The following is a 21,696-nucleotide window of genomic DNA, read 5'->3' on the forward strand; positions in this document are numbered from 1 at the left end:
CGCAGGCATGGCCGCCATCGCCGTCCGGTACCTCAGGTCCGTCGGCGCCGCCACGACCGCCGGACCGGCGCCGGTCGATCCACTGCCGCGCCCGCATCTGCGAGCGGTCTCCGACAGCGAGCGGGCACCCGTGGAGCCGGGCGAATTCCGCCGCGTACTGGGGCACTTCGCCAGCGGGGTCACCATCGTGACCGCGCACGACCCGGACGACGCGGCGGGCCCGGTGGGCTTCGCCTGCCAGTCGTTCGCCTCGCTCTCCCTCGATCCGCCGCTGGTCACGTTCATGGTCGCCCGTACGTCGACGACCTGGCCGCGCATCGCACGCGCCGGGGCCTTCTGCGTCAACATCCTCGGCGCGGACCAGGGCGCGCTGTGCCGGAGCTTCGCGGTGAGCGGCGCGGACAAGTTCGCGGGGGTGGCGTACGAGGCGGCCCCGGCGACCGGTTCGCCGCTGCTGGACTCCGTACCGGCCTGGATCGACTGCCGCGTCCAGACCGTCCACACCGGGGGCGACCATCTGATCGTCGTCGGCCGGGTGGCGGCGATGGGGGCGGTGGACGGGGCCGATCCGCTGCTGTTCCACCGGGGGACGTTCGGACGGTTCGGGCCGCTCGACGGGTGAGCGCGTCGGCCGCTCAGCCGACGATGCCGCCCGGGACCGCGTCGCGCAGCAGGTCCCGGAGCTCCAGTGCCGACGGGAGCGGCGCGGTGGCAGGCAGTGCGACATACACGGTCCGGTGCGGGGCGAGGTCGCCGAGCCGGCATACGGCGAGTTCGGCGGGGACCGCCCAGGCGGCCAGCGAGGGGACCAGCGCGACCCCCAGTCCGGCCGCCGCGTAGCCGAACTTGCCGGACCACTCGCCGATCCTGGTGATCCGCCTCGGCCGGAAGCCGGCCCGGCCGCAGACCTCGGCGAGCATCATGGGCCGGTCGGCGGAGACGTCCTGCAGCCAGGTCTCGTCGCGCAGTTCGCGCAGATCGATCGTCCCGGCCCCGGCCAGGCGGTGGTCGCGGGGAAGGACGACGAACAGCTCGTCCTCCAGCAGGACCTCGGTCGTGACGCCGTCCACCGGCGGCAGACCGGACGGGTAGTCGCTGACCACGGCCAGGTCGAGCGCCCCCTCCGCCAGGCGCCGCATCGACTCACCGGTCCGGCCCTCCACCGCGACGATCTCGGCCTCCGGCCTGGACCGGGCGAACGCCCGCAGCGCGGCGGGCACCAGCGAGACATTGGCCGTGGCGAACGCGCCCACCCTCAGCCGGCCGCCCCGCCCGGCCCGGATCGCGGCCAGCTCGTCCTGCGCACCCGCCAGCCGCGCGAGCACCTCCACCGCGTGCCGGTGCAGGGCGCGGCCGGCCGGATTCAGCCGTACGCCCCGGGCCAGCCGTTCGAAGAGCGGCCCGCCCGTCTCCTTCTCCAGCGAGGCGATCCGCCGGGACACCGCCGACTGCGTGTAGTCGAGCCGGACCGCGGCCTTCGTGAACGATCCGGTCTCGGCCACGGTCACCAGCAGACGCAGCGCGTCGATCTCGAACACATTCCCCCCATGCATGGCTCACATGCAATCTAGTCGCTGGTGGAATGCCTTGTCCGGCCCTAGTTTCAGAACGAGTTGGCGAGCTTCGAGACGAGGGACACGTCCATGGCAGCACCACCGAACATCCTGTCGCCCGAGGCCGCCGAGCTGGCCGCCGCCCATCAACTCGGTTCTCTGCACGGCACTTTCACTCCCAAACGTCTGAACAGGCTGCTCTTCGCCCTCTACATCTTCACGACGATCCATCTTCTGGCGATATTCGTGATCCCCGGCGTGCTGTTCTTCTGGTGGCTGCGCCGGACCCCGGACTTCAGCCGAAGACAGGCCGCCAAGCGTCTCCACCTGTTCGAGCACGGACTGATGGTGCACCCGCAGTCCGGCGACGGCGTGGTCGTCATCCGCTGGGACTCCGTACGGCTCTACCAGAACATCACCCGGAAGATCATCAACGGCATCCCGTCGACCACCGAGTACGTCTACTCCGCGGTGGGACCGGGCCGGGACCACGCGACGATCACTCACTTCTACGAGGGCCCCGAGACCTGGGGACCCCATATGCAGCAGGCCGTTCTCCAGGCCCAGGGGCAGACGGCCCTGGAGTCGGTCCTGGCGGGCGAGACGGTGAACTTCGGGGACCTCTCGCTCTCCGCCACCGGCCTGAGTGCCCGGATGAAGGGCCTGCTGCCCTGGTCCGAAGTCCGGGAGATCCAGGTCAGGGCGGGCCGGATCCTCGTCGCGGGGACCGGCGGCTCCGGCGCCTGGTGCAGCTCCGCGGTCAGCGACATCGCGAACCTGCACGTCTTCCTGGCCGTCGCCGAGCACCTCCACACCCACCGCCCGGCAGCCTGACCACAGCCCACAACCCACTGCCCGGCAGCCCGGCCACGCTCCGCCGCCCCCGCGCCCTCAGCCGAGTCCGGCGACCGCGTCCGAAGGTTCCCTGACCCGCCGGATCACCAGCGCCATCAGCGCCGCCATCGCGCACAGCGCCCCGGACGCGTACCAGACCACGTCGTACGAACCGAACACGTCGCGCGCCACCCCGCCCAGGAACGCCACCAGCGCCGCGCCCACCTGATGCGACGCCAGCACCCAGCCGAAGACGATGGCGCTGTCCTCCCCGTACTGCTCGCGGCACAGGGCCAGGGTCGGCGGGACGGTGGCGACCCAGTCCAGTCCGTAGAAGACGATGAAGAACACCATCGGCGGGTGCACCGTCGGCGCCATCAGCATCGGCAGGAACAACAGCGAGACGCCGCGCAGCGCGTAGTAGACGGCGAGCAGGCGGCGGGCGTCGAAGCGGTCGGTCAGCCAGCCGGAGAAGACGGTGCCGACGATGTCGAAGATCCCGATGACGGCGAGCAGCGAGGCCGCGGCGGTGATGGGCATGCCGTGGTCGTGGGCCGAAGGCACGAAGTGCGTGCGGATCAGGCCGTTGGTCGAGGCCCCGCAGATCGCGAACGTACCGGCCAGCAGCCAGAACGGTCCGGTGCGGGCCGCGTCGGTCAGGACGCGTACGGTCCGCCTCGCCGCCCCGCGCGCGGGTGCGGGCTTCTCCGCGTACTCCCCGCCGTACGGGGCGAGGCCCGCATCGGCCGGGTGGTCGCGGAGCAGCAGCCAGACGAACGGGACGACGGCCAGGGCGGCGAGGGCGACGGTCACCGACGCCGGGCGCCAGCCGTGCCGGTCGACGATCCAGGCGCACAGCGGCAGGAAGACGAGCTGCCCCGACGCGCCCGCCGCGGTGAGGATGCCGGTGACCAGGCCGCGACGGGCCACGAACCAGCGGTTGGTGACCGTCGCGGAGAAGGACATCGCCATCGCGCCGGTGCCGAGGCCGACGAGCAGCCCCCAGTAGATCATCAGCTGCCAGGCAGCGGTCATCCATACGCTGGCCAGCGCCCCGGCGGCCACAGTGCTGAGTGCCACGACGACGACCCGGCGGATGCCGAACCGGTCCATCAGCGCGGCGGCGAAGGGCGCGGTGAGCCCGTACAGCGCCATGTCGATGGAGACGGCGAGGCCGATCTCCCCGCGCGACCAGCCGAACTCCGTGTTGAGCGGGTCGATGAGGAGGCCGGGGAGGGAGTTGAAGGCGGCGCCGCCGATGATCGTCACGAACGTGACGGCGGCGACGATCCAGGCGCGGTGGATTCGTCGGCGGGAGGGACGCCCGGGGGCGGCGGGGGCCGCCGTCCGGTCGTCGTCCCGGGCGGCGGCGCTTTCGGTTGTCTGGGTCACGTCACTCAGCATCGGGGCGCGACGCACCTCCCCACGAGTGGCCGGAGGGACACTGTTCGCAGGAATCGGGCCATGAGGGATCGGCGGACTCCGGGCCGGACGGGCCCGGATGCGCGTACGATCGCCTGTCGGCCGACGGCCGGGCGCCCGCCCTTCGACTCCGTCGCGTACCGAACCGGGGATGCCATGCAGTGGGCAGCACGCCAGCACTTCCACCACCGTTCCGCGCTGATGCAGGGCTGGGGCGCCGTACTGCTGCTCGTCGCCAGTGCGCTGTGGGTCTGGCTGGGCTTCCTGCTGGCGGACCAGCAGGACATGTACTGCTACCGCGGCATGTCGTCGGCGTGCGAGGTGGACACCGGCCTGCCGAAGCAGTTGACCGTGCTGGGGATCTCCGCTCCCCTGTCCGTCGCCGGCGCGGGCCTGCTCGTCGCCGGGACGGTGCGCAGGCAGACCAGCGCCCATGTCTTCGAGGTCATCGAGATGCAGAAGTCCGAGGAGCGCAGCCGGGAGAAGGAGAAGTAGCCAGGGCCGCCACCGCCCAGGCGAAGCCCGCGCCGACCACGTACCAGAACAGGTCGGGGGCGTTGAAGGTCGAGCCGAGCACCAGCCGGGCCACCGCGCTGTGCCGGGAGAGGTCCGCGGGCACCCCGGTCAGTTGCAGCAGTTCCACCGCCCAGCTGAACGCCAGCCCCGCCCCGGCCCTGACCACCGGGCGTGCGCCGGGCGCGATCACGGCGGCCAGGGCGCAGATCAGCACGGTGTAGAGGGCGTCCCCGGCGTACTCGGCGAGGTCGCCGCCGGTGAACGCCCTGACCCCGAGCCCGGCGAGTACGGTCAGCGCCGCGGCCCCGGCCGCGACCGCTCGTACGCGCAGGGCCGCGACCGCGCGCGGGGCCCTGCGGGACGGCGCCGCCGCTCCCCCGTCCCCCGTCATCGGATCCGTTCCAGCCGGCTGATCGGCCGGGACACCAGCAGCACCGCCACCGCCAGCAGGTTGATCACCGCGCCGGCCAGCAGCACCTCGGGCGCCCCCACCCGGTCCGCGACCGGTCCGGCCAGCGCCCGGCCCGCCGCCAGCATCAGCAACGAGCCCGCCACGTCGTACGCATGCAGCCGGTTCAGCGCCTCCGGCGGCACATGGGTCTGGACCGTCGTCGACCACATCACCAGCCAGAACGCGAACGCCGCGCCCGCCACGAACTGCCCCGCCCCGAGCGCGAGCACCGGCATCCCGAGCCCCAGCGCCACCAGGTTCACACAGACCCCGGACAGCGCCACGGCCCCCGCCGCGAGCGGGCGCCGCGGCCTCAGCCGCAGGGCGAGCAGCCCGCCGACGACGCTGCCCGCGCCGTTCACCGCCATCATCACGCCGTACGTCCCCGAGCCGTGCGCCTCGGTGACCTCGACCGCGGTGAGCGGCAGCATCGGGCCGAGCACCGTGAAGCCGTACACCGTCCAGATCGCGATCACCCCCCACAGCCAGCTTCGCGCCCGGAACTCCCGCCACCCGTCGACCAGTTCGGCGACGAATCCGCCGCGCCCCGCCTCGTCCGAGGGGGCCGGGGCGAGCCGCAGCAGGAACAGGCAGACGCCGGAGACCAGGAACGTCGACGCGTTCGCCGCGTAGACCGCCCCGGCGCTGGCCAGCCCGACGAGCATGCCCGCGAAGGCCGGGCCCGCCATGGTCATCAGCGCCTCGGAGACCCGCAGCACCGCGTTGGCCCGCTGCACGTCCGAGGCCACCCGGGGCACGGTCGAGGCGACGCCCGGCTGGAAGAGCGCGGCACCCACCCCGGCCACCGAACTCAGCGTGTACACCACCCACAGCGGGGGGTTCCCGGTGGCGAAGGTGACCGCCAGCACGGAGGCGCCGACCAGTCGCAGCGCGTCCGCGATGATCATCATCCGGCGGGGGGTGAACCGGTCCGCCAGTACGCCGCCGAAGAGCACGAAGACCGCCAGCGGCCCCATCCAGGCCGCGAGCGCGAACCCCACGGAGGAGTGCGGGCGGCCGGCCCCCAGCAGCCCCGCGGTGAGCGCCACCGGGATCATGCCGTCGCCGAAGAGCGCGGCGGTACGGGCGACGAAGAAGAGCCGGAAGTTACGGTTCCAGAGCCCGTCCGGGCGGCCGTCGCCCATCAGCCGTGCAGGGGATGAACCAGGCAAAAGGGGCTGCACACCATCGCGCTCGGCGGCGGGAATGCGCGGGTGTTCCGCTGACTTTTCCTTCACAGGAGTGACATGTATCAGGGTTGAGGTCTATACCACTAGGGGGAAAGGGAGTCCGCCAATGCCGCACCGAATAGCCGTCCTGGCCCTCGACGGGCTGCTCCCCTTCGAACTGGGCATCCCCCAGCGGATATTCGGCCGCGCGTTCGGCCAGGAGCCGCACGACGAGGGCCGCAGTCTGTACGAAGTCGTGACCTGTTCCGTCCGTGCGCCGGGGCCGGTCCGCACCGACGCGGACTTCACGATCACCGTCGGGCACGGCCCCGAGGCCCTGGCCACCGCCGACACGGTGGTGATTCCCGCCAGCTACGAACTCGGCCCCGTGTTCGACGAGGGCAGGCTCACCGACGAACTGGCCGCCGCGTTCACCCACATCCGGCCGGGGACCAGGATGGTCTCCATCTGCACGGGCAGCTATGTGCTGGCCGCCGCCGGATATCTCGACGGCCGCCCCGCCACCACCCACTGGTCGCACGCCGACCACTTCCAGCAGCTCTTCCCCGAGATCCGGGTCGACCCGGACGTCCTGTTCATCGACGACGGGGAGGTGCTGACCTCCGCCGGGGTCGCCGCCGGGATCGACCTCTGCCTGCACATCGTGCGCCGCGACCACGGCACCGCCGTCGCCAATGACGTGGCCCGCCGCACGGTGGTGCCCCCGCACCGGGACGGCGGGCAGGCGCAGTACATCCGACGCCCCGTGCCCGACACGCAGTTCGCGACCACGACCACGGCGCGCACCTGGGCGCTCGGGCGGCTGGAACGGCCGATCCTGCTGCGCGACATGGCGCAGCAGGAGTCGATGAGCGTACGGACCTTCACCCGCCGGTTCCGGGAGGAGGTCGGCGTCAGCCCGGTCCAGTGGCTGACCAGGCAGCGGGTCGAACGGGCCCGGCAACTGCTGGAGTCGACGGACCTGTCGATCGACCAGGTGGCACGGGACGCGGGCTTCGGCACGCCCACGTCGCTGCGGCAGCACCTCCAGGCGGCGCTGGGGGTCTCCCCGACGGTGTACCGGCGCACGTTCCGGGCCGCCGGGAGCGGCTGACTCCCCGGGAGGCGTTCAGAACACCAGCACTCCTCGCGCCACCCGGCCCTGGTGCGCGTCGTCCGCCGCCCTGTCGAAGTCCTCCACCGGGTAGGTGGTGGTGACGAGTTCGTCCAGGAGCAGCCGGCCCTCCCGGTACAGCTCCGCGTAGAGCGCGATGTCCCGCTGCGGGCGCGAGGAGCCGTACCGGCAGCCCAGGATCGACTTGTCCAGGTACATCGACGAGACGAGGAACGACGCCTCCGCAGTGGCCGCCGGGACACCCAGCAGGATCGCCTGGCCGTGCCGGTCCAGCAGGTCGATCGCGGTACGGATCAGCTCCGTACGGCCGACGCACTCGAAGGCGTGGTCGGCGCCGTTCGGCAGGATGTCCCGCACCCCGTCCGCCGAGGTCAGGAAGTGTGTCGCGCCGAACTGCCGGGCCGCCGCCTCCTTCGCCGGGTTGGCGTCCACGGCGACGATCGTCAGCGCGCCCGCGATCCGGGCGCCCTGGATCACGTTGAGCCCGATGCCGCCGGTGCCGATCACCACGACCGTGTCGCCCCGGTCGACCTTCGCCCGGTTGAGCACGGCGCCGACCCCGGTCAGCACCCCGCAGCCGATCAGGGCCGCCGAGGTGAGCGGCAGCTCGTCCGGGATCTTCACCGCCTGCACGGCCTTGACCAGGGTCCGTTCGGCGAAGGCCGAGTTGGAGGCGAACTGGTACAGCGGCTTCCCGCGCCGCGAGAACGGCTGCCCCGGCATCCCGATCGCCTTGCGGCACATCGTCGGACGCCCCCGGTCGCACTGGGCGCACGCCCCGCAGTTGGCCAGCGTGGACAGCGACACGTGGTCGCCGGGCGCCACATGACGGACGCCCGCGCCGACCGCCTCGACCACCCCCGCGCCCTCGTGCCCGAGCACCACCGGCGGCGGGAACGGAATCGTGCCGTCGATCACCGAGAGGTCGCTGTGGCACAGCCCGGCCGCGGCCACCGCCACCAGCACCTCGCCGGGGCCCGGATCGCGTATCTCCAGGTCGTCGACGACCTCGGTCCGCTTGCCGTCGAAGACGACGCCTCTCATCTCGGCTCCCTCGGTAGGCCGAGCACCCGCTCGGCGATGATGTTCCGCTGGATCTCGTCCGAGCCGCCGTAGATGGTGTCGGACCGGGTGAACAGGAACAGGCGCTGCGCCTCGTCGAGTCCGTACGGTGCCTTCGCCGACCAGTCGTCCGGGCCGACGGCCGCCGCCGCGCCCCTGACCTGCACGGCCAGCTCCCCGAGGCGCTGGTGCCAGCCGCCCCAGAGCAGCTTCGCCACACTGGGCGCGCCCGGGTCGCCGGTGGAGCCGAGGGTGCGCAGGGCGTTCCAGCGCATGGTGCGCAGCTGCGCCCACTGGCGTACGAGGCGTTCGCGCAGGACCGGGTCGGTGACGGCGCCGCCGTCGACGGCCGCCCGCACCACCCGGCCCAGTTCGGCGGCGAAGCCGATCTGCTGGACGAGCGTGGAAACGCCGCGCTCCAGGGCCAGCAGCCCCATGGCGACCGTCCAGCCGTTGCCCTCGCCGCCGACGCACTCCTCGGCGTGCGCCCCGTCGAAGAAGACCTCGTTGAACTCGCTGGTCCCGGACATCTGCCGGATCGGCCGCACCTCGATCCTGCCGGGCTGGTCCATCGGTACGAGGAGGAACGAAAGGCCGTGGTGGCGGCTGGAGCCGGGCTCGGTACGGGCCAGCACGAAGCACCAGTCGGCCTCCTTCGCCAGTGACGTCCAGATCTTCTGCCCGGTCACCCGGTGGCCGCCGCCGCTCCGGTCGGGCACGGCGGCGGTGCGCACCGCGGCGAGGTCCGATCCGGCGTCCGGTTCGCTGTAGCCCTGGCACCAGAGCGCTTCGCCGCGGGCCACCGGGGGCAGGAAGCGCCGCTGCTGTTCCTCGCTGCCGTAGGCGATCAGGGTCGGGGCGAGGAGGTTCTCGCCGATGTGGCCGACCCGGGCGGGGGCGGCGGCGCGGGCGTACTCCTCGGCCCAGACGACCTGCTGGGTGAGGCTCGCGCGGCGGTTGCCGTGGCCGGCGGCGCCGTGGTCGTCCCAGCCGATGCCGATCCAGCCGTCCCGGCCCAGTTCGCGTTCCCAGGCGCGGCGGACCGCGACGCCCTCGTGCTCGCTGCCGGGACCGCCGGTGCCGGCGGCGGCCGCGTACTCGCCCACGAGATGCGCTTCCAGCCAGCCACGTGCCTCCGCGCGGAACGCGGTGTCGTCCGGACCGAAGGTGAAGTCCACGGTGCCTCCTGCCGTTGCCGCTCGCCGTCCAGGCCTCACGTGCCGTTGCCACTCGCCGTCCAGGGCCTCACGCGTTGGGGCGCGCCTTCGCCGCGGCCGCCGCGGCCATCTCCTCCAGCCGGGCCAGCATCGGCATCGGGTCGGTGCCCACCGTCCCCGGCAGGAAGTCCGCGATCCGTTCCGGGGTCCACGCCCCCTCGACGTACCCGGCCCGCAGCTCCCTCGGCTGGGCCCAGACCGCGATCTTCGGCCCCGCGACGGTGTACACCTGGCCGGTGATCTTCTCCTGGCGGGCCCGTTCGCTGAGCAGGTAGACGACGAGCGCCGCCACGTCCTCCGGCTCGCCGATCTCCTTGAGCTCCATGGGCACGTTGGCGGACATCCGGGTGCGGGCGACCGGGGCGACGGCGTTGGCCGTGACGCCGTACTTGTGCAGGCCGAGGGCCGCGCTCCGGACCAGCGAGATGATCCCGCCCTTCGCGGCGCTGTAGTTGGCCTGGGCGACGCTGCCCTGGTGGTTGCCGCTGGTGAAGCCGATCAGGGTGCCGCCGCCGTCCTGCTTGCGCATCACCGCCGACGCGGCCCGGAAGACGGTGAAGGTGCCCTTGAGGTGGGTGGCGACCACCGGGTCCCACTCCTGCTCGGACATGTTGAACAGCATCCGTTCACGCAGGATCCCGGCCACGCACACGACCCCGTCGATCCGGCCGAACCGGGCGAGCGCCGTGTCCACGATCCGCTGGCCGCCCGCCATCGTGGAGATGTCGTCGGCGACCGCCACCGCCTCGCCGCCCACCGCCTCGATCTCCTTGACGACCGACTCGGCCACCTCGCTGCTGGGCTCGCCGCCCTCGATGGAGACGCCGTAGTCGTTGACGATCACCCGCGCCCCCTCGGCCGCCGCCGCGAGCGCGACCGCCCGCCCGATGCCGCGCCCGGCACCCGTGACGGCCACCACCTTGCCTGCCAAGAAGTTCCCCATGCCCGGCCCCTTCCCGCGGTTTCTGACGGACCGTTAGATTTTATGGGCCATCAGGTCCACGAGCACAAGCCCCAGGAGGCGCCATGTCACTGCCGGCCGAGTTCCACGACATCGCGAAGCGGGTCAGCAACTGGGGCCGCTGGGGCGACGACGACGAGATCGGGACGCTCAACCTGATCACCGACGCCGTGGTGCGCGAGGCCGCCGCCACCGTCCGCAGCGGCCTGCGGATCCCGCTCGCGCTCCCGCTCCAGCAGGACGGCGTGCAGAGCGGACTGATCCCGGGACGGGTCAACCCGCTGCACACCATGATCCAGATAAACCAGGAGCTCTTCGGCCCCGGCACCGTCGCCACCAGCGACGACACGGCCGTACTGAGCCTGCAGACGGCCACCCACTGGGACGCCCTCACCCACGCCTCGCACTCGGGGAAGATCTACAACGGCCGCCCGGCGGCGACGATCACCGCCCACGGCGGCGCGCAGTTCAGCGGGATCGACAAGGCGCCGCACATCGTCTCGCGCGGGGTGCTGCTCGACGTGGCGCGCGCCCACGGCGTGGACCGGCTGCCCGGCGGCCACGCGGTCACCCCCGAGGACCTGGACGCGGCCGAGGAACTGGCGGGGGTACGGGTCCGCTCCGGCGACATCGTGCTCGTACGGACCGGGCAGGTGCAGGTGTATCTGGCGGGCGACAAGCACGCGTACGGCTATCCGTCGCCCGGACTGTCGATCCGGACACCCGAGTGGTTCCGCGCGCGCGATGCGGCGGCGGTCGCCAACGACACCCTGACCTTCGAGATCTTCCCGCCGGAGATCGAGGACCTGTGGCTGGGGGTGCACGCCCTGGACCTCGTCGAGATGGGCATGCTCCAGGGCCAGAACTGGAATCTGGAGGCGCTGTCCACAGCCTGTGCACAGGAGAAGCGGTACGCCTTCCTGCTCTCCGCGATGCCGGAGCCGTTCGTCGGCGCGACCGGCACCCCGGTCGCGCCGGTCGCCGTCCTGTGACGGGACCGGCCGGCGCCGGACAGCAGTCCGAAAGAACTGCTTTAACCTTTATGCAAGGTTCGTGATGGCCTTCGATGCCTTGTGGGCATCACAACACGTGTCCCCCGCGCGGGGCGCGACGCCCTGTGCGCCGGAGTGCAGCGGCAGCCGGCTCAGCGGCGCGCCCCGGTCGACCTCGCACCAGATGCGCTTGCCCGCGCCCTCCGGCTGCCAGCCCCAGCGGTCCGCGAGGCCGTCGACCAGCTCCAGGCCCCGGCCGTTGGTGTCCTCGCCGGCCGCGTGGCGCTGCTGCGGCGGGCGGCAGCTGGTGTCGGCCACCTCGACCCGGACCGTCCCGGGCACACCGGCCGAGCCGGTCAGGCCGAACAGCATCCGCAGCACCGCCGGGCACCCGGTGTGCACCACCGCGTTGGTGACCAGCTCCGAGATCAGCAGGATGAGCGTCTCGGCCAGCGGCTCGTCGTCCCTTATCCCGGACCCGACCAGTCTCGACCGGGCCCATCTACGGGCCCGCCCGACCTCCGCGGGATCCGGCCCGACCTCCAGCTGAACCTGAAGCACCTGCACCGCTCACACCATCCGAACCGGCGGACACATCGCCTCGCGCCTCCTCGGGGTCACGGAACGTGATTCCCCTGCGAGACAGCATGGTTGACGTACAGTCACCGCAACAAGCGCTTCGGGCATATTCCAGCGCGAAGGAGTACGCGTGATGCATACTGTGCGACGCACGTTGCGGGGAGTCGAACAGAGGCACGCGGAGGCCGCCCGAACCGCCTCCCGGGCGCTCCCGGCGCTTCTGCCAGGAACGCGAGCAGGGCACCGCTCCGGACCCGGAGTCACCGCACGGGCAACCTCCGGATCGCCCGGTTCCAGTTCCTGTCGCATCCAACGGAGAGTACCCGAGCCCGGCGCCGACTCCACCCCGTGACAAAGAACGTGAAGGCCGGAGACCGGCCCCCGCGCCCGCCGACTGCACTGCGTAACTCCGCAGCGTGAGGCTCGTGGCCCTGTCTGTCACCTCCATGCACGGTGCATACACCCGCTGCCGGGCGCCGAAATCCTGCACGGAAACCCTCCGGATTCAGCACAGGTCCCCCGCAAGCGCCTCCTCGGCCGCCGCCGCCGTGAGCCACTGCCCGGACCGCAGCCAGGCCCGTTTGAGGTGCAGGTGAACATCTGCCTCCCAGGTGAAGCCCATGCCTCCGTGCACCTGGAGGCAGTCCCGCGCGTTGCGGACCGCCGCGTCGTCGGCGAGCAGTTTCGCGCCCGCGATCTCGACCGGGTCCGCCGTCACGGCCGCCGCGTACACGGCACAGCGGGCCAGTTCCGCCCGGACCAGCATTCCGGCGCACAGATGTTTGACCGCCTGGAAGGAGCCGATCGGCGAGCCGAACTGTTCGCGCTCTCCGGCGTGTTGGACGGCCATCTCGGTCGTCCGGGCGGCACTGCCGAGCTGTTCGGCGGCGGCCAGCAGCGCCCCCTCGTCGCGCAGCCGCCCGCCCCCGGGCAGCGGTTCGCCGGCCTCCACCGGATCCTCGGCCCGCCACAGGGGCGTGAACGGGTCGATCGAACGTACGGGGGTGGCGTCGCCCCGTACCCGGGTGACGTCCACCGACGCGGCGGACGCCCGCGGCCCGTCGCCGGGGCCGTCGCGGGGGCCGAGGACCAGCAGCGCGTCCGCCTCCCCCAGGTGCGCCACCGGCTGCCCCGGGTCGAGCACGGCGACCACCGTCCCGCCCTGCGCCGCGCCCTTCACCGGACCGGCCGCGAGGTGGGTGGCGATCAGCGGCCCCGGCAGCAGCGAGCGCCCCACCTCCTCGAAGAGCAGCACCGATTCCGGCAGCCCGAGCCCGACGCCCCCCTCCGCCTCCGGCAGCCGCAGCGCGAAGAAGCCGGCTTCGCCGAGCTCCCGCCACAGTGCCCGGTCGACGCCCGTGCCGTCGTCGAGCGCCGCCCGCATCCGGTCCCTGCGGAACCGCCCGGCGAGGAGTTCCCGCACCCCCGCCCGCAGGGCCCGCTGGTCGTCCGAGAGCTGGAAGTCCATGAGTGCGTCAGCGCCCCTTCGGCAGGCCGAGCATGCGTTCGGCGACGATGTTCCGCTGGATCTGCGAGGTGCCCGCGGCGATGGTGTACGAGAGCGAGGAGAGCCGGTCCAGGACCCATTCCCGGTCCAGGTCCGCGCTGTCGGCGCCGAGCACCTCGGCGGCCGCCTCGTACAGCTCCTGGCGGGCGTGCGAGTAGCGCAGCTTGAAGACCGAGCCGCCGATGCCGGGCACGCCGCCGCCACCGGCCCGCTGCGCCTCGCTGACGTTCCACTGGGTGAGCCGCCACAGCGCCCGGAATTCGGCGTTCAGCCTGCCCAGCCTGCGGCGCAGGACCGGATCGTCCCAGCGTCCGCTGCGCCGGGCCTCGGCGGCCAGCTCGTCCAGGGTGCGGCGGCAGGCGACGACCTCGCCGACGAAGGCCGTACCGCGCTCGAAGGAGAGGGTGACCATGGTGACCCGCCAGCCGTCGTTCTCCGCGCCGACCCGGTGCGAGAGCGGCACCCGCACCTCGTCGAGGAACATCTCGGCGAACTCGGTGGACCCGGCGAGGGTGCGCAGCGGGCGGACGGTGACCCCGGGCGCGTCCATCTCCATCGCGAGCCAGCTGATCCCGCGGTGCTTGGGCGCCGCCGGGTCCGTACGCACCAGGAGTTCGCACCAGTCGGCGACCTCCGCGTGCGAGGTCCAGATCTTGCTGCCGCTCACCACGTAGTGGTCGCCGTCGCGCACCGCCCTGGTCCGCAGCGCGGCGAGGTCGGAGCCGGCGTCGGGCTCGCTGAACCCCTGGCACCAGATCTCGTCGCCGCGCAGCACCGGCGGCAGCCAGCGCGCCCGCTGCTCCGCCGTGCCCTCGGCCGCGATCGTCGGGCCGGCGTGCAGCAGCCCGACGAAGTTCGCGCCGACGTACGGGGCGCCGGCCTTCTCCGTCTCCTCCAGGAAGATCAGGTGCTGGGTCGGGGTCGCGCCCCGGCCGCCCGCGTCGACGGGCCAGTGCAGACCCGCGTAGCCGGCGTCGTGGAGCAGCCGCTGCCACGCCGTGTCGTACGCGCGGCGCCCCGGCCAGTCGTCGGGGCGGGGCTTCGGCGGCAGTCCGGGCAGCACTTCACCGAGCCACTCGCGCAGCCGCGCCCGGAACTCCCGCTCCTCCTCCGTGTACGCGAGGTCCATCGCGGGCCTACTTCGCGCGGTCCCGGTCGAGGTCCAGACCGAGCATCCGGATCGCGTTTCCGCGCATCAGTTTGTAGACGGTCTCGTCGTCCAGTCCCTTGACGTGGTCCAGGGCGACCTCCTTGGTGTGCGGGAAGGTCGAGTCGACGTGCGGGTAGTCGGTCTCGAAGGTGGCGTTGTCCCGCCCGACGACGTCGAGCGAGGCGACGCCGTGCTTGTCCCGGAAGAAGCAGCAGAAGATCTGCCGGTAGTAGTACGCGGACGGCGGCTCGGGGATCAGATCGCGCACCCCGCCCCACGCCCGGTGCTCCTCCCAGACGTCGTCGGCGCGCTCCAGGGCGTACGGGATCCAGCCCATCTGCCCTTCGCTGTAGGCGAGCTTGAGCTGCGGGAACTTCACCAGGACCCCGCTGAACAGGAAGTCCATCATCGAGGCCATGGCGTTGTTGAAGGAGAGGCTGGCCTGTACGGCGGGCGGGGCGTCCGGCGACGCGGCGGGCATCTGCGAGCTGGACCCGATGTGCATGTTGACGACCGTGCCGGTCTCCTGGCAGGCCGCGAAGAACGGGTCCCAGTACCCGGTGTGGATCGACGGCAGTCCGAGGTGGGTGGGGATCTCGGAGAAGGTCACCGCGCGCACCCCGCGCGCCGCGTTCCGGTGGATCTCCGCGACCGCGAGGCCGATGTCCCAGAGCGGGATGATGCAGAGCGGGATGAGCCGGCCGCCGCTGTCGCCGCACCACTCCTCCACCATCCAGTCGTTGTAGGCGCGCACGCAGGCCAGCGCGACCTCCTTGTCATGTGCCTCGGCGAAGGTCTGGCCGCAGAAGCGCGGGAAGGTCGGGAAGCAGAGGCTCGCCTCGACGTGGTTGAGGTCCATGTCCTTGAGCCGCTCGACCGGATCCCAGCAGCCGCGCCGCATCTCCGCCCGGGTGATGCCCTCCAGCGTCATGTCGTCGCGGTCGAAGCCGACGGCGGCGATGTTGCGCTTGTACGGGAACTTCAGGTCCTCGTAGATCCACCAGTCGGTGGGCGGGCCGTCCGGGTCCATCGTGATGACGTATTTGCCGCCCGTGTAGGCCAGCTCGCCGATGCCGGCGGTGAGCGGCTGCGGGCCGCGCTCGCGGTACTTGGCGGGCAGCCAGGCCGAGAAGAGGTGCGGCGGCTCGATCACATGGTCGTCGACGCTGACGATCCGAGGCAGTTCCGTCATGGTGTCCCCTCCGGCGCACGATTTTCTGATGGCCCGTCAGATTTACGCACCCAGGCTAGCCCCGCACCCCTGGACCGACAAGGCGCGGCGCTCTACGCTCTCCGCACTATCTGACTGTTCGTCAGCTGTGAGGGGTACGCCGTGACCGAGACCGCGCACGCCCTGGGTGCATCGGGCACCTTCTGGGAACTCGTCGAACGCCGGGCCGGCCTGACTCCGGACCGCCTGTTCCTGATCCAGGACGACCGCACCCTGACCTTCGGCGAGCTGCGCGAGCGCGGCGAGCGGGTCGCGGCCGGGCTGTGGGGGATGGGCGTACGCCCCGGCAGCGTCGTCGCCTGGCAGCTGCCGACCCGGATCGAGACGGTACTGCTGTCGTTCGCGCTGACCCGGATCGGGGCCGTGCAGTCGCCCGTCATCCCGTTCTACCGGGACCGCGAGGTGGGATTCGCGCTGCGCGAGTCGAAGGCGGAGTTCTTCGCCGTACCGGGCACCTGGCGGGGCTTCGACCACACCGCGATGGCCGGACGGCTGACGGCGGACCGGCCGGTGACGGTGTTCGAGGCGTACGCGTCACTGCCGGACGGCGACCCGTCGGTGCTGCCGCCGCCGCCCGGCGACGGTACGGCGGTGCGCTGGATCTACTGGACCTCGGGCACCACCTCCGACCCGAAGGGGGTGCTGCACACCGACCGCAGCCTGATCGCGGGCGGCTCCTGCCTGGCCCACGCGCTGCGGCTGTCGGCCGACGACATCGGCTCGATGGCCTTCCCGTTCGCCCATGTCGCCGGGCCGGACTACGCGATGATGCTGCTGCTGTACGGGTTCCCCGCGGTGCTGTTCGAACACTTCGCGATGCCGGACGCGCTGGAGGGCTACCGGCGCCACGGGGTGACGGTCGCGGGCGGATCCACCGCGTTCTACTCGATGTTCCTGACCGAACAGCGCAAGGCCCCGGACCGCAGGCTGATCCCCACCCTGCGGCTGCTGGCGGGCGGCGGGGCCCCGAAGCCGCCGGAGATCTACCACGCGGTGGTCCGGGAGATGGGCGTACAGCTCACCCACGGGTACGGCATGACCGAGGTCCCGATGATCACGATGGGCGCCCCCGACGACACGGTGGAACACCTCGCCGGGACGGAGGGGCGCCCGCCCGCGGGCATGGAGATCCGGATCACCGACGAGGACGGCAAGCCGCTGCCGCACGGCACGGACGGCGAGGTGCGGCTGCGCGGGGAGGCCGTCTGCAAGGGCTATCTGGACCCGGCGGCGTCCGCGTCGGTCTTCGACGCGGAGGGATTCCTGATCACCGGCGACGTCGGCCACGTCAGGGAGAGCGGGCATCTGGTGCTCACCGGGCGGCTGAAGGACATCATCATCCGCAAGGGCGAGAACATCTCCGCGAAGGAGATAGAGGACCTGCTGCACCGGCACCCGGACGTCGGGGACGCGGCGGTGATCGGGCTGCCGGACCCGGAGCGGGGCGAGCTGGTCTGCGCCGTCGTGGAGCAGCCGGCGGGCGCGGCACCGCTGACGCTGGCGCAGCTCACCGGGTACCTGCGGGCCGAGGGGCTCTCCGTGCACAAGCTGCCGGAGCGGCTGGAGGTGGTCGCCGCGCTGCCGCGCAACGACGCCCTGCGCAAGGTGCTGAAGTACCGGCTGCGGGAACAGTTCGCCTGAGAGCCCGACGAGGGTGCGGGGGCCGCCCCCGCACCCTCTCGGCCCTACGCGTCCGGGGCGATCACCGTGAAGTAGCCGGCCAGCGCCGACACCGCCTCGTCCTCCGCGATCCTGCCGTCCTGGTCCGCGTCCAGGCTCCGGGCCGCGAGCCGCGCCGTCGCGGCGTCCGCGCCGAGCACCTGGAGCGCCCGTTCCACGGCGGGTACGGCCGCCGTGCCCCGGTCGTCCCGGTCCGCCACGGCGATCGCCGCGCGCAGGAAGGGGCGGGCGATCTCCGCGAAGCGCTCCGGGTTGTCGCGCAGCCGTTTCACGGCCCCGCCCACGAACTCCTCACGGGTGACGCGCTGGTCCCCGTCGACATCGGCGATGCCCGCCATGCCCTGCCAGAACGCCTCGGCCCCGATGTAGAGCGCCTGACCCTTGTCGCAGCGCGCCGTCGTACCGAATTCGGCGAGCAGACGGGCCGCGGCGGCACTGAAATCCGCGCGATCGATGTATCCGTTGCCGTCCTGGTCGAAGGCGGCGAAGCGGAAAGCGATCTTGCGCTCATACTCTGCGCTGTCCATGCGGGGAGCGTACGACGCCGGAGGGCGTCACGTGTCACATACGCGCTCCACCGGTGTGACGACCCGGTCGTCACCGCCCCCCGCCGCCCCCGCGGACGGCGCCCCGGAGCGGCTTCACGCGGAGAGCGGCCTGGCCCGGTCGTCGACGGCGGTGTCCCAGTCGGGGTAGACCTCGAAGAGCCGGCGTACGCCGAGGGCGGCGAGCACCCGGTTGACGTGCGAGCCCTCCTCCGCGCCCCGGGCCGGCAGGATCAGCCGCAGCCGGCCCCCGCAGGAACGCATCAGCCGGCGGGAGGCGATCAGCACACCGACCCCGCTGGAGTCGCAGAACAGCACCTCGGAGAGGTCGAGCACCACATCGTGGCGGCCGACGGCGACCGCGTCATGGACGGACTGGCGCACCGCGGGCGATGTCAGCAGATCCAGTTCGCCGCGTATGTGCAGTACGGTCCATTCGCCCTGCACGGTCTCGGCCACTTTTAGTGTCACGCCACTGGGCCTCTCGTTCCGGGGCTTCCGACGATCCGGAAGTTTCCGTTCCTTCTCGCGGCTGCCCCAGCCGCACCCCTATGAAACACCGGGCGGCCTGGCAGGACACAGCCGGATTCGAACAGAAATGATCGGTTCAGGTCCGATTCAGCCGGAGCCGACCGACGCATTCCCTATCATCCCGGGCCTCTTGATGGGCGTACTTGCCGTAAAGAGAGGCATGTGGTCGCCGGCGCCGACTACATTCGGTGTGACGAGGGGAACAGAGCGGACGGAACAGGGTCGGGGGTCGCATGGCCAAAAACGCACCACCCCGCTGGGACCGCAAGATGCAGCAGCGGCTGGCACGCGGTGAGGCGGCGGCACTCGGCGAGCTCTACGACCGGTTCGCCTCGCTCGTGCACAGCCAGGCCCACCGGATGCTGGACGACGAGACCGCCGCCGACCTGGTGACCCGCGAGGTCTTCGGCTACGTGTGGGAGAACCCGGACGCGTACGACCCCAAGGAGGGCTCGATGCGCTCCTGGGTGGCCCGGCTCACGCACCGCCAGTCCGTGCGGCGGCTGCGCGAGGAGAGCGGCCTGCGCGAGGAGAGCGGCCTGCGCGAGGAGAGCGGCCTGCGCGACGACCCGGACGAGGACGGGAGCGGTCTGGAGGAGCGGGTGCACCGGGCCACGGTCGCGGCCCGGGCCGACTACATCGTCGCGTCCATGCCCGCCCCGCTGCGGGCCGCCCTGGAGCTCGCGTACATCCAGCGCCGGGACTACCGGCAGACCGCGGCCGACCTCGGGGTCACCGAGGACGAGGCCCGCCGCCGGCTCCGGCTCGGGCTGCAACTGCTCTCCACCGCGCACACCCGTCCGCTCGAAGGGATGTCGCCGCCCGGATACGGACGGCCCCTGTGACCGACGACGAGGCGGACGGCCGCGGGGACGGCGGACGCGACGACGAGGTCCGGGGCGCACGGCGCATACCGGGACCCAGGGCCGCCGCGGACGACTTCGACCTCTCCGCCGTACCCCTGCCTCCGCCCGTACCCGCGACCCCGCCCGAGGAGCCGGGCACGACCTCGCGGCCGACAGCACCGGAACCGGAAACCGCCGTGTCACCACCGGCCCCATCGGCCCCGTCGGACCCGCCGGTTCCGGCGCATCGCGTCCTCCGGGCGCTCCTCGGCGCGTGGGCCCTGGCGGCCTGCTCGGCGGAGGAGACCGAGGCCGTCGAGGCGCATCTGACCGAGTGCGCCGCCTGCGCGGACGAGGCCCTGCGGCTGCGGGACGCGGTCGGGCTGCTGCACACCGACCGCAGCCTGGATCTCGATCCGACGCTGCGGACCCGGGTGATCGACGCCTGCCTGAGCCGCCGCCCGGCCGACATCCCGGTGCCGGACTGGGCCGCTCCGTACGACGCGGAGACCGCGCGGCTCGACGCGCTGCTCCGTGACATCGGCAGCTCTGAGTGGCACGCCCCGGTGCGGCTGAAGTGGTTCGAGGGCGAGCAGGAGGCCGGCCGCAGGACCACGGTCGCGGGCGTCATCGGCCATCTCATGGCCGTCGACGGACTGATCGGCACCGCCCTCGACATCGATGTGCCGCTCGGCGACGGAGTCCTCGGCCGGGGCGCCGACTGGCCGCTCTCGCCCACCGCCCGCACCGAGCGGTACTGGTCCGCCGCGCTGCGACCGCCCACCCGCACGGTCCACGAGCCGTGGCGGGCGCAGAGCCACACCCTCATCCGTACGGTGTCGTTCGCCGGCCGCGGGGTCTCCGAGCTCTCCGTCTCGTACGGGGACTTCGCCCTCCCGATGCACGACGCCCTGCTGGACCGGGCCTTCGAGTGCTGGGTGCACGGCGGCGACATCGCCCGGGCGGTGGACTATCCGTACGAGGCTCCGTCCGCCGCCCACCTCAACCGGATGATCGACCTGGCGGCCCGGCTGCTGCCCGCCGCCCTCGCCGAGCGCCGCAGGACCGGTCTGGCCGGGCCCGCCCGCCATCTGGTGACGGCCGGTTCGCCGGGCCGTTCGCTGCATCTGGAGGTCGAGGGTTCGGGCGGCGGCGACTGGTACATCCCGCTGGACTCCCCGGCCGCGCTCGGCTCCCCCGCGCACACCGTGGCGCAGGTCGCGCTGGACGGCGTGGAGTTCTGCCAGCTGGTGGCCGGGCACGTACCGCCCGTCGAGGCGGCGGCCGGTCAGGAGGGCGACCGCGAGGCGATCCGCGACGTGCTCTCCGCCGCGGCCTCGCTGAGCCGCCTGTAGTTGCTGTCGTGCCCGGCTTCGTGCCCGGCTTCGTGCCCGGCGTCGTGCCCGGCTTCGTGCCCGGTGCTCAGGCGAAGACCACCGTGCGGCGGCCGTTGAGCAGGATGCGGCGCTCCGCGTGCCACTTCACGGCCCGCGCCAGCGCCTGGCACTCCACGTCGCGCCCGATGGCGACCAGCTGGTCCGGTGTGACGCCGTGGCCCACCCGCTCGACCTCCTGCTCGATGATCGGCCCCTCGTCGAGGTCCGCGGTCACGTAGTGCGCCGTCGCACCGATCAGCTTCACACCCCGGGCGTGCGCCTGGTGGTACGGCTTCGCGCCCTTGAAGCTCGGCAGGAAGGAGTGGTGGATGTTGATGATCCGGCCGCTCAGCTGCTTGCAGAGGTCGTCCGAGAGGACCTGCATGTAGCGGGCGAGTACGACCAGCTCGACGTTCTCCTCACGCACCAGCTCCAGCAGCTCGGCCTCGGCCGCCGCCTTGGTGTCCCTGGTCACCGGGATGTGCCGGAAGGGGACGTTGTACGAGGCGACCAGCTCGGCGAAGTCCGTGTGGTTGGAGACGACGGCGGCGATGTCGACCGGCAGCGCCCCGATCCGGGAACGGAACAGCAGGTCGTTGAGGCAGTGCCCGAACCTGCTGACCATCAGCACGACCCGCATCCGGTCCGAGGAGCGGTGGATCTGCCAGTCCATCCGGAAGGAGTCGCCGACGGCGGCGAAACTGGCCCGCAGCTTCTCCACGGTCACCGGGGCGTGCGCCGAGAAGTGGACCCGCATGAAGAACAGACCCGTGTCGTGGTCGCCGAACTGCTGGCTGTCCTCGATGTTGCAGCCGGTCATGAAGAGATAGCTCGACACGGCGTGCACGATGCCCTGCTTGTCGGGGCAGGAAAGAGTGAGGACGTACTGCTCGGGGTCGGCGTCGGCAGGCCGTGGCACAGTCATCCTCGTAGCGTGCCA

At 72.2% G+C, this 21,696-nt stretch carries 22 protein-coding genes; 8 read left to right on the forward strand and 14 right to left on the reverse strand.

Features of this window, described 5'->3' with window-relative positions; genetic code table 11:
* The first annotated feature begins 7 nt into the window (after nucleotides 1-7).
* Nucleotides 8-622, forward strand: coding sequence for a flavin reductase family protein (locus ABZ622_RS02650; RefSeq protein ID WP_360540252.1), 615 nt, complete (start codon nucleotides 8-10; stop codon nucleotides 620-622).
* Between the two features lie 13 nt (nucleotides 623-635).
* On the opposite strand, the gene ABZ622_RS02655 is transcribed toward ABZ622_RS02650, so the two are convergent.
* Nucleotides 636-1,538 carry a LysR family transcriptional regulator gene (locus ABZ622_RS02655; RefSeq protein WP_360540254.1) on the reverse strand — a complete coding sequence of 301 codons (903 nt, stop codon included), beginning with the start codon at nucleotides 1,536-1,538 and terminating at the stop codon, nucleotides 636-638.
* Nucleotides 1,539-1,643: 105 nt separating this feature from the next.
* On the opposite strand from ABZ622_RS02655, the gene ABZ622_RS02660 reads away from it, so the two are divergent.
* Nucleotides 1,644-2,387 (forward strand): DUF6585 family protein, encoded by a 744-nt coding sequence (locus ABZ622_RS02660; RefSeq protein WP_360539580.1) that lies wholly within the window; start codon nucleotides 1,644-1,646, stop codon nucleotides 2,385-2,387.
* A gap of 57 nt (nucleotides 2,388-2,444) precedes the next feature.
* On the opposite strand, the gene ABZ622_RS02665 is transcribed toward ABZ622_RS02660, so the two are convergent.
* Nucleotides 2,445-3,791 (reverse strand): MFS transporter, encoded by a 1,347-nt coding sequence (locus tag ABZ622_RS02665; RefSeq protein ID WP_360539582.1) that lies wholly within the window; start codon nucleotides 3,789-3,791, stop codon nucleotides 2,445-2,447.
* 174 nt (nucleotides 3,792-3,965) lie between these two features.
* Here ABZ622_RS02665 and ABZ622_RS02670 point away from each other — a divergent pair, with 174 nt between their 5' ends.
* Nucleotides 3,966-4,304: a hypothetical protein gene (locus tag ABZ622_RS02670; RefSeq protein ID WP_360539584.1), complete on the forward strand. Its 339-nt coding sequence runs from the start codon at nucleotides 3,966-3,968 to the stop codon at nucleotides 4,302-4,304.
* On the opposite strand, the gene ABZ622_RS02675 is transcribed toward ABZ622_RS02670, so the two are convergent.
* Both ABZ622_RS02675 and ABZ622_RS02680 read right to left on the reverse strand, forming a co-directional pair.
* Nucleotides 4,255-4,716, reverse strand: coding sequence for a DUF2809 domain-containing protein (locus ABZ622_RS02675; protein WP_360539586.1), 462 nt, complete (start codon nucleotides 4,714-4,716; stop codon nucleotides 4,255-4,257). The genes ABZ622_RS02670 and ABZ622_RS02675 overlap by 50 nt on opposite strands.
* Nucleotides 4,713-5,921, reverse strand: coding sequence for an MFS transporter (locus ABZ622_RS02680; protein WP_360539588.1), 1,209 nt, complete (start codon nucleotides 5,919-5,921; stop codon nucleotides 4,713-4,715). Before ABZ622_RS02680 ends, ABZ622_RS02675 begins: the two co-directional genes overlap by 4 nt.
* A 151-nt stretch (nucleotides 5,922-6,072) precedes the next feature.
* Here ABZ622_RS02680 and ABZ622_RS02685 point away from each other — a divergent pair, with 151 nt between their 5' ends.
* Nucleotides 6,073-7,059 carry a helix-turn-helix domain-containing protein gene (locus tag ABZ622_RS02685; protein WP_360539590.1) on the forward strand — a complete coding sequence of 329 codons (987 nt, stop codon included), beginning with the start codon at nucleotides 6,073-6,075 and terminating at the stop codon, nucleotides 7,057-7,059.
* 15 nt (nucleotides 7,060-7,074) lie between these two features.
* Here the strand turns inward: ABZ622_RS02685 and ABZ622_RS02690 are convergent, their stop codons facing one another.
* From ABZ622_RS02690 to ABZ622_RS02700, 3 genes are all read right to left on the reverse strand, one after another.
* Nucleotides 7,075-8,124: a Zn-dependent alcohol dehydrogenase gene (locus ABZ622_RS02690; RefSeq protein ID WP_360539592.1), complete on the reverse strand. Its 1,050-nt coding sequence runs from the start codon at nucleotides 8,122-8,124 to the stop codon at nucleotides 7,075-7,077.
* Entirely contained in the window at nucleotides 8,121-9,320 is a 1,200-nt protein-coding gene (locus ABZ622_RS02695; protein WP_360539594.1) for an acyl-CoA dehydrogenase family protein, read from the reverse strand. Before ABZ622_RS02695 ends, ABZ622_RS02690 begins: the two co-directional genes overlap by 4 nt.
* A 67-nt stretch (nucleotides 9,321-9,387) precedes the next feature.
* On the reverse strand, nucleotides 9,388-10,302 hold the full coding sequence (locus ABZ622_RS02700; protein ID WP_360539596.1) for an SDR family oxidoreductase: 915 nt from the start codon (nucleotides 10,300-10,302) through the stop codon (nucleotides 9,388-9,390).
* Nucleotides 10,303-10,385: 83 nt separating this feature from the next.
* On the opposite strand from ABZ622_RS02700, the gene ABZ622_RS02705 reads away from it, so the two are divergent.
* On the forward strand, nucleotides 10,386-11,312 hold the full coding sequence (locus ABZ622_RS02705) for a cyclase family protein (protein ID WP_360539598.1): 927 nt from the start codon (nucleotides 10,386-10,388) through the stop codon (nucleotides 11,310-11,312).
* Nucleotides 11,313-11,360: 48 nt separating this feature from the next.
* Here the strand turns inward: ABZ622_RS02705 and ABZ622_RS02710 are convergent, their stop codons facing one another.
* The 4 genes from ABZ622_RS02710 to ABZ622_RS02725 form a co-directional block, all read right to left on the reverse strand.
* The gene (locus tag ABZ622_RS02710) at nucleotides 11,361-11,879 is read right to left on the reverse strand and encodes an ATP-binding protein (protein ID WP_360539600.1); all 519 of its coding nucleotides are present in this window, start codon (nucleotides 11,877-11,879) and stop codon (nucleotides 11,361-11,363) included.
* 517 nt (nucleotides 11,880-12,396) lie between these two features.
* On the reverse strand, nucleotides 12,397-13,359 hold the full coding sequence (locus tag ABZ622_RS02715; protein WP_360539602.1) for an acyl-CoA dehydrogenase family protein: 963 nt from the start codon (nucleotides 13,357-13,359) through the stop codon (nucleotides 12,397-12,399).
* Between the two features lie 7 nt (nucleotides 13,360-13,366).
* The gene (locus ABZ622_RS02720) at nucleotides 13,367-14,527 is read right to left on the reverse strand and encodes an acyl-CoA dehydrogenase (protein WP_360539604.1); all 1,161 of its coding nucleotides are present in this window, start codon (nucleotides 14,525-14,527) and stop codon (nucleotides 13,367-13,369) included.
* 7 nt (nucleotides 14,528-14,534) lie between these two features.
* Complete coding sequence (locus ABZ622_RS02725; protein ID WP_360539606.1) at nucleotides 14,535-15,740, reverse strand: amidohydrolase family protein; 1,206 nt, start codon at nucleotides 15,738-15,740, stop codon at nucleotides 14,535-14,537.
* Nucleotides 15,741-15,881: 141 nt separating this feature from the next.
* On the opposite strand from ABZ622_RS02725, the gene ABZ622_RS02730 reads away from it, so the two are divergent.
* The gene (locus ABZ622_RS02730; protein ID WP_360539608.1) at nucleotides 15,882-17,420 is read left to right on the forward strand and encodes an AMP-binding protein; all 1,539 of its coding nucleotides are present in this window, start codon (nucleotides 15,882-15,884) and stop codon (nucleotides 17,418-17,420) included.
* Between the two features lie 44 nt (nucleotides 17,421-17,464).
* Here ABZ622_RS02730 and ABZ622_RS02735 read toward each other — a convergent pair whose 3' ends face one another.
* Both ABZ622_RS02735 and ABZ622_RS02740 read right to left on the reverse strand, forming a co-directional pair.
* Nucleotides 17,465-17,986 (reverse strand): EF-hand domain-containing protein, encoded by a 522-nt coding sequence (locus ABZ622_RS02735; protein WP_360539610.1) that lies wholly within the window; start codon nucleotides 17,984-17,986, stop codon nucleotides 17,465-17,467.
* Between the two features lie 114 nt (nucleotides 17,987-18,100).
* Nucleotides 18,101-18,475, reverse strand: coding sequence for an STAS domain-containing protein (locus ABZ622_RS02740; protein ID WP_124717096.1), 375 nt, complete (start codon nucleotides 18,473-18,475; stop codon nucleotides 18,101-18,103).
* A 293-nt stretch (nucleotides 18,476-18,768) separates the two neighbouring features.
* Between ABZ622_RS02740 and ABZ622_RS02745 the strand changes: the two genes are divergently transcribed.
* On the forward strand, nucleotides 18,769-19,380 hold the full coding sequence (locus ABZ622_RS02745) for a sigma-70 family RNA polymerase sigma factor (protein WP_360539613.1): 612 nt from the start codon (nucleotides 18,769-18,771) through the stop codon (nucleotides 19,378-19,380).
* A complete protein-coding gene (locus ABZ622_RS02750; protein ID WP_360539615.1) occupies nucleotides 19,377-20,735 on the forward strand; it encodes a zf-HC2 domain-containing protein in 1,359 nt (452 codons plus the stop codon). Before ABZ622_RS02745 ends, ABZ622_RS02750 begins: the two co-directional genes overlap by 4 nt.
* Before the next feature lie 67 nt (nucleotides 20,736-20,802).
* On the opposite strand, the gene purU is transcribed toward ABZ622_RS02750, so the two are convergent.
* Nucleotides 20,803-21,681 (reverse strand): formyltetrahydrofolate deformylase, encoded by an 879-nt coding sequence (purU, locus tag ABZ622_RS02755; protein WP_360539617.1) that lies wholly within the window; start codon nucleotides 21,679-21,681, stop codon nucleotides 20,803-20,805.
* Between the last annotated feature and the right edge of the window lie 15 nt (nucleotides 21,682-21,696).

The sequence above is a fragment of the Streptomyces sp. NPDC007164 genome (assembly GCF_040634135.1).
Classification (GTDB): Bacteria; Actinomycetota; Actinomycetes; order Streptomycetales; family Streptomycetaceae; genus Streptomyces; species Streptomyces sanglieri.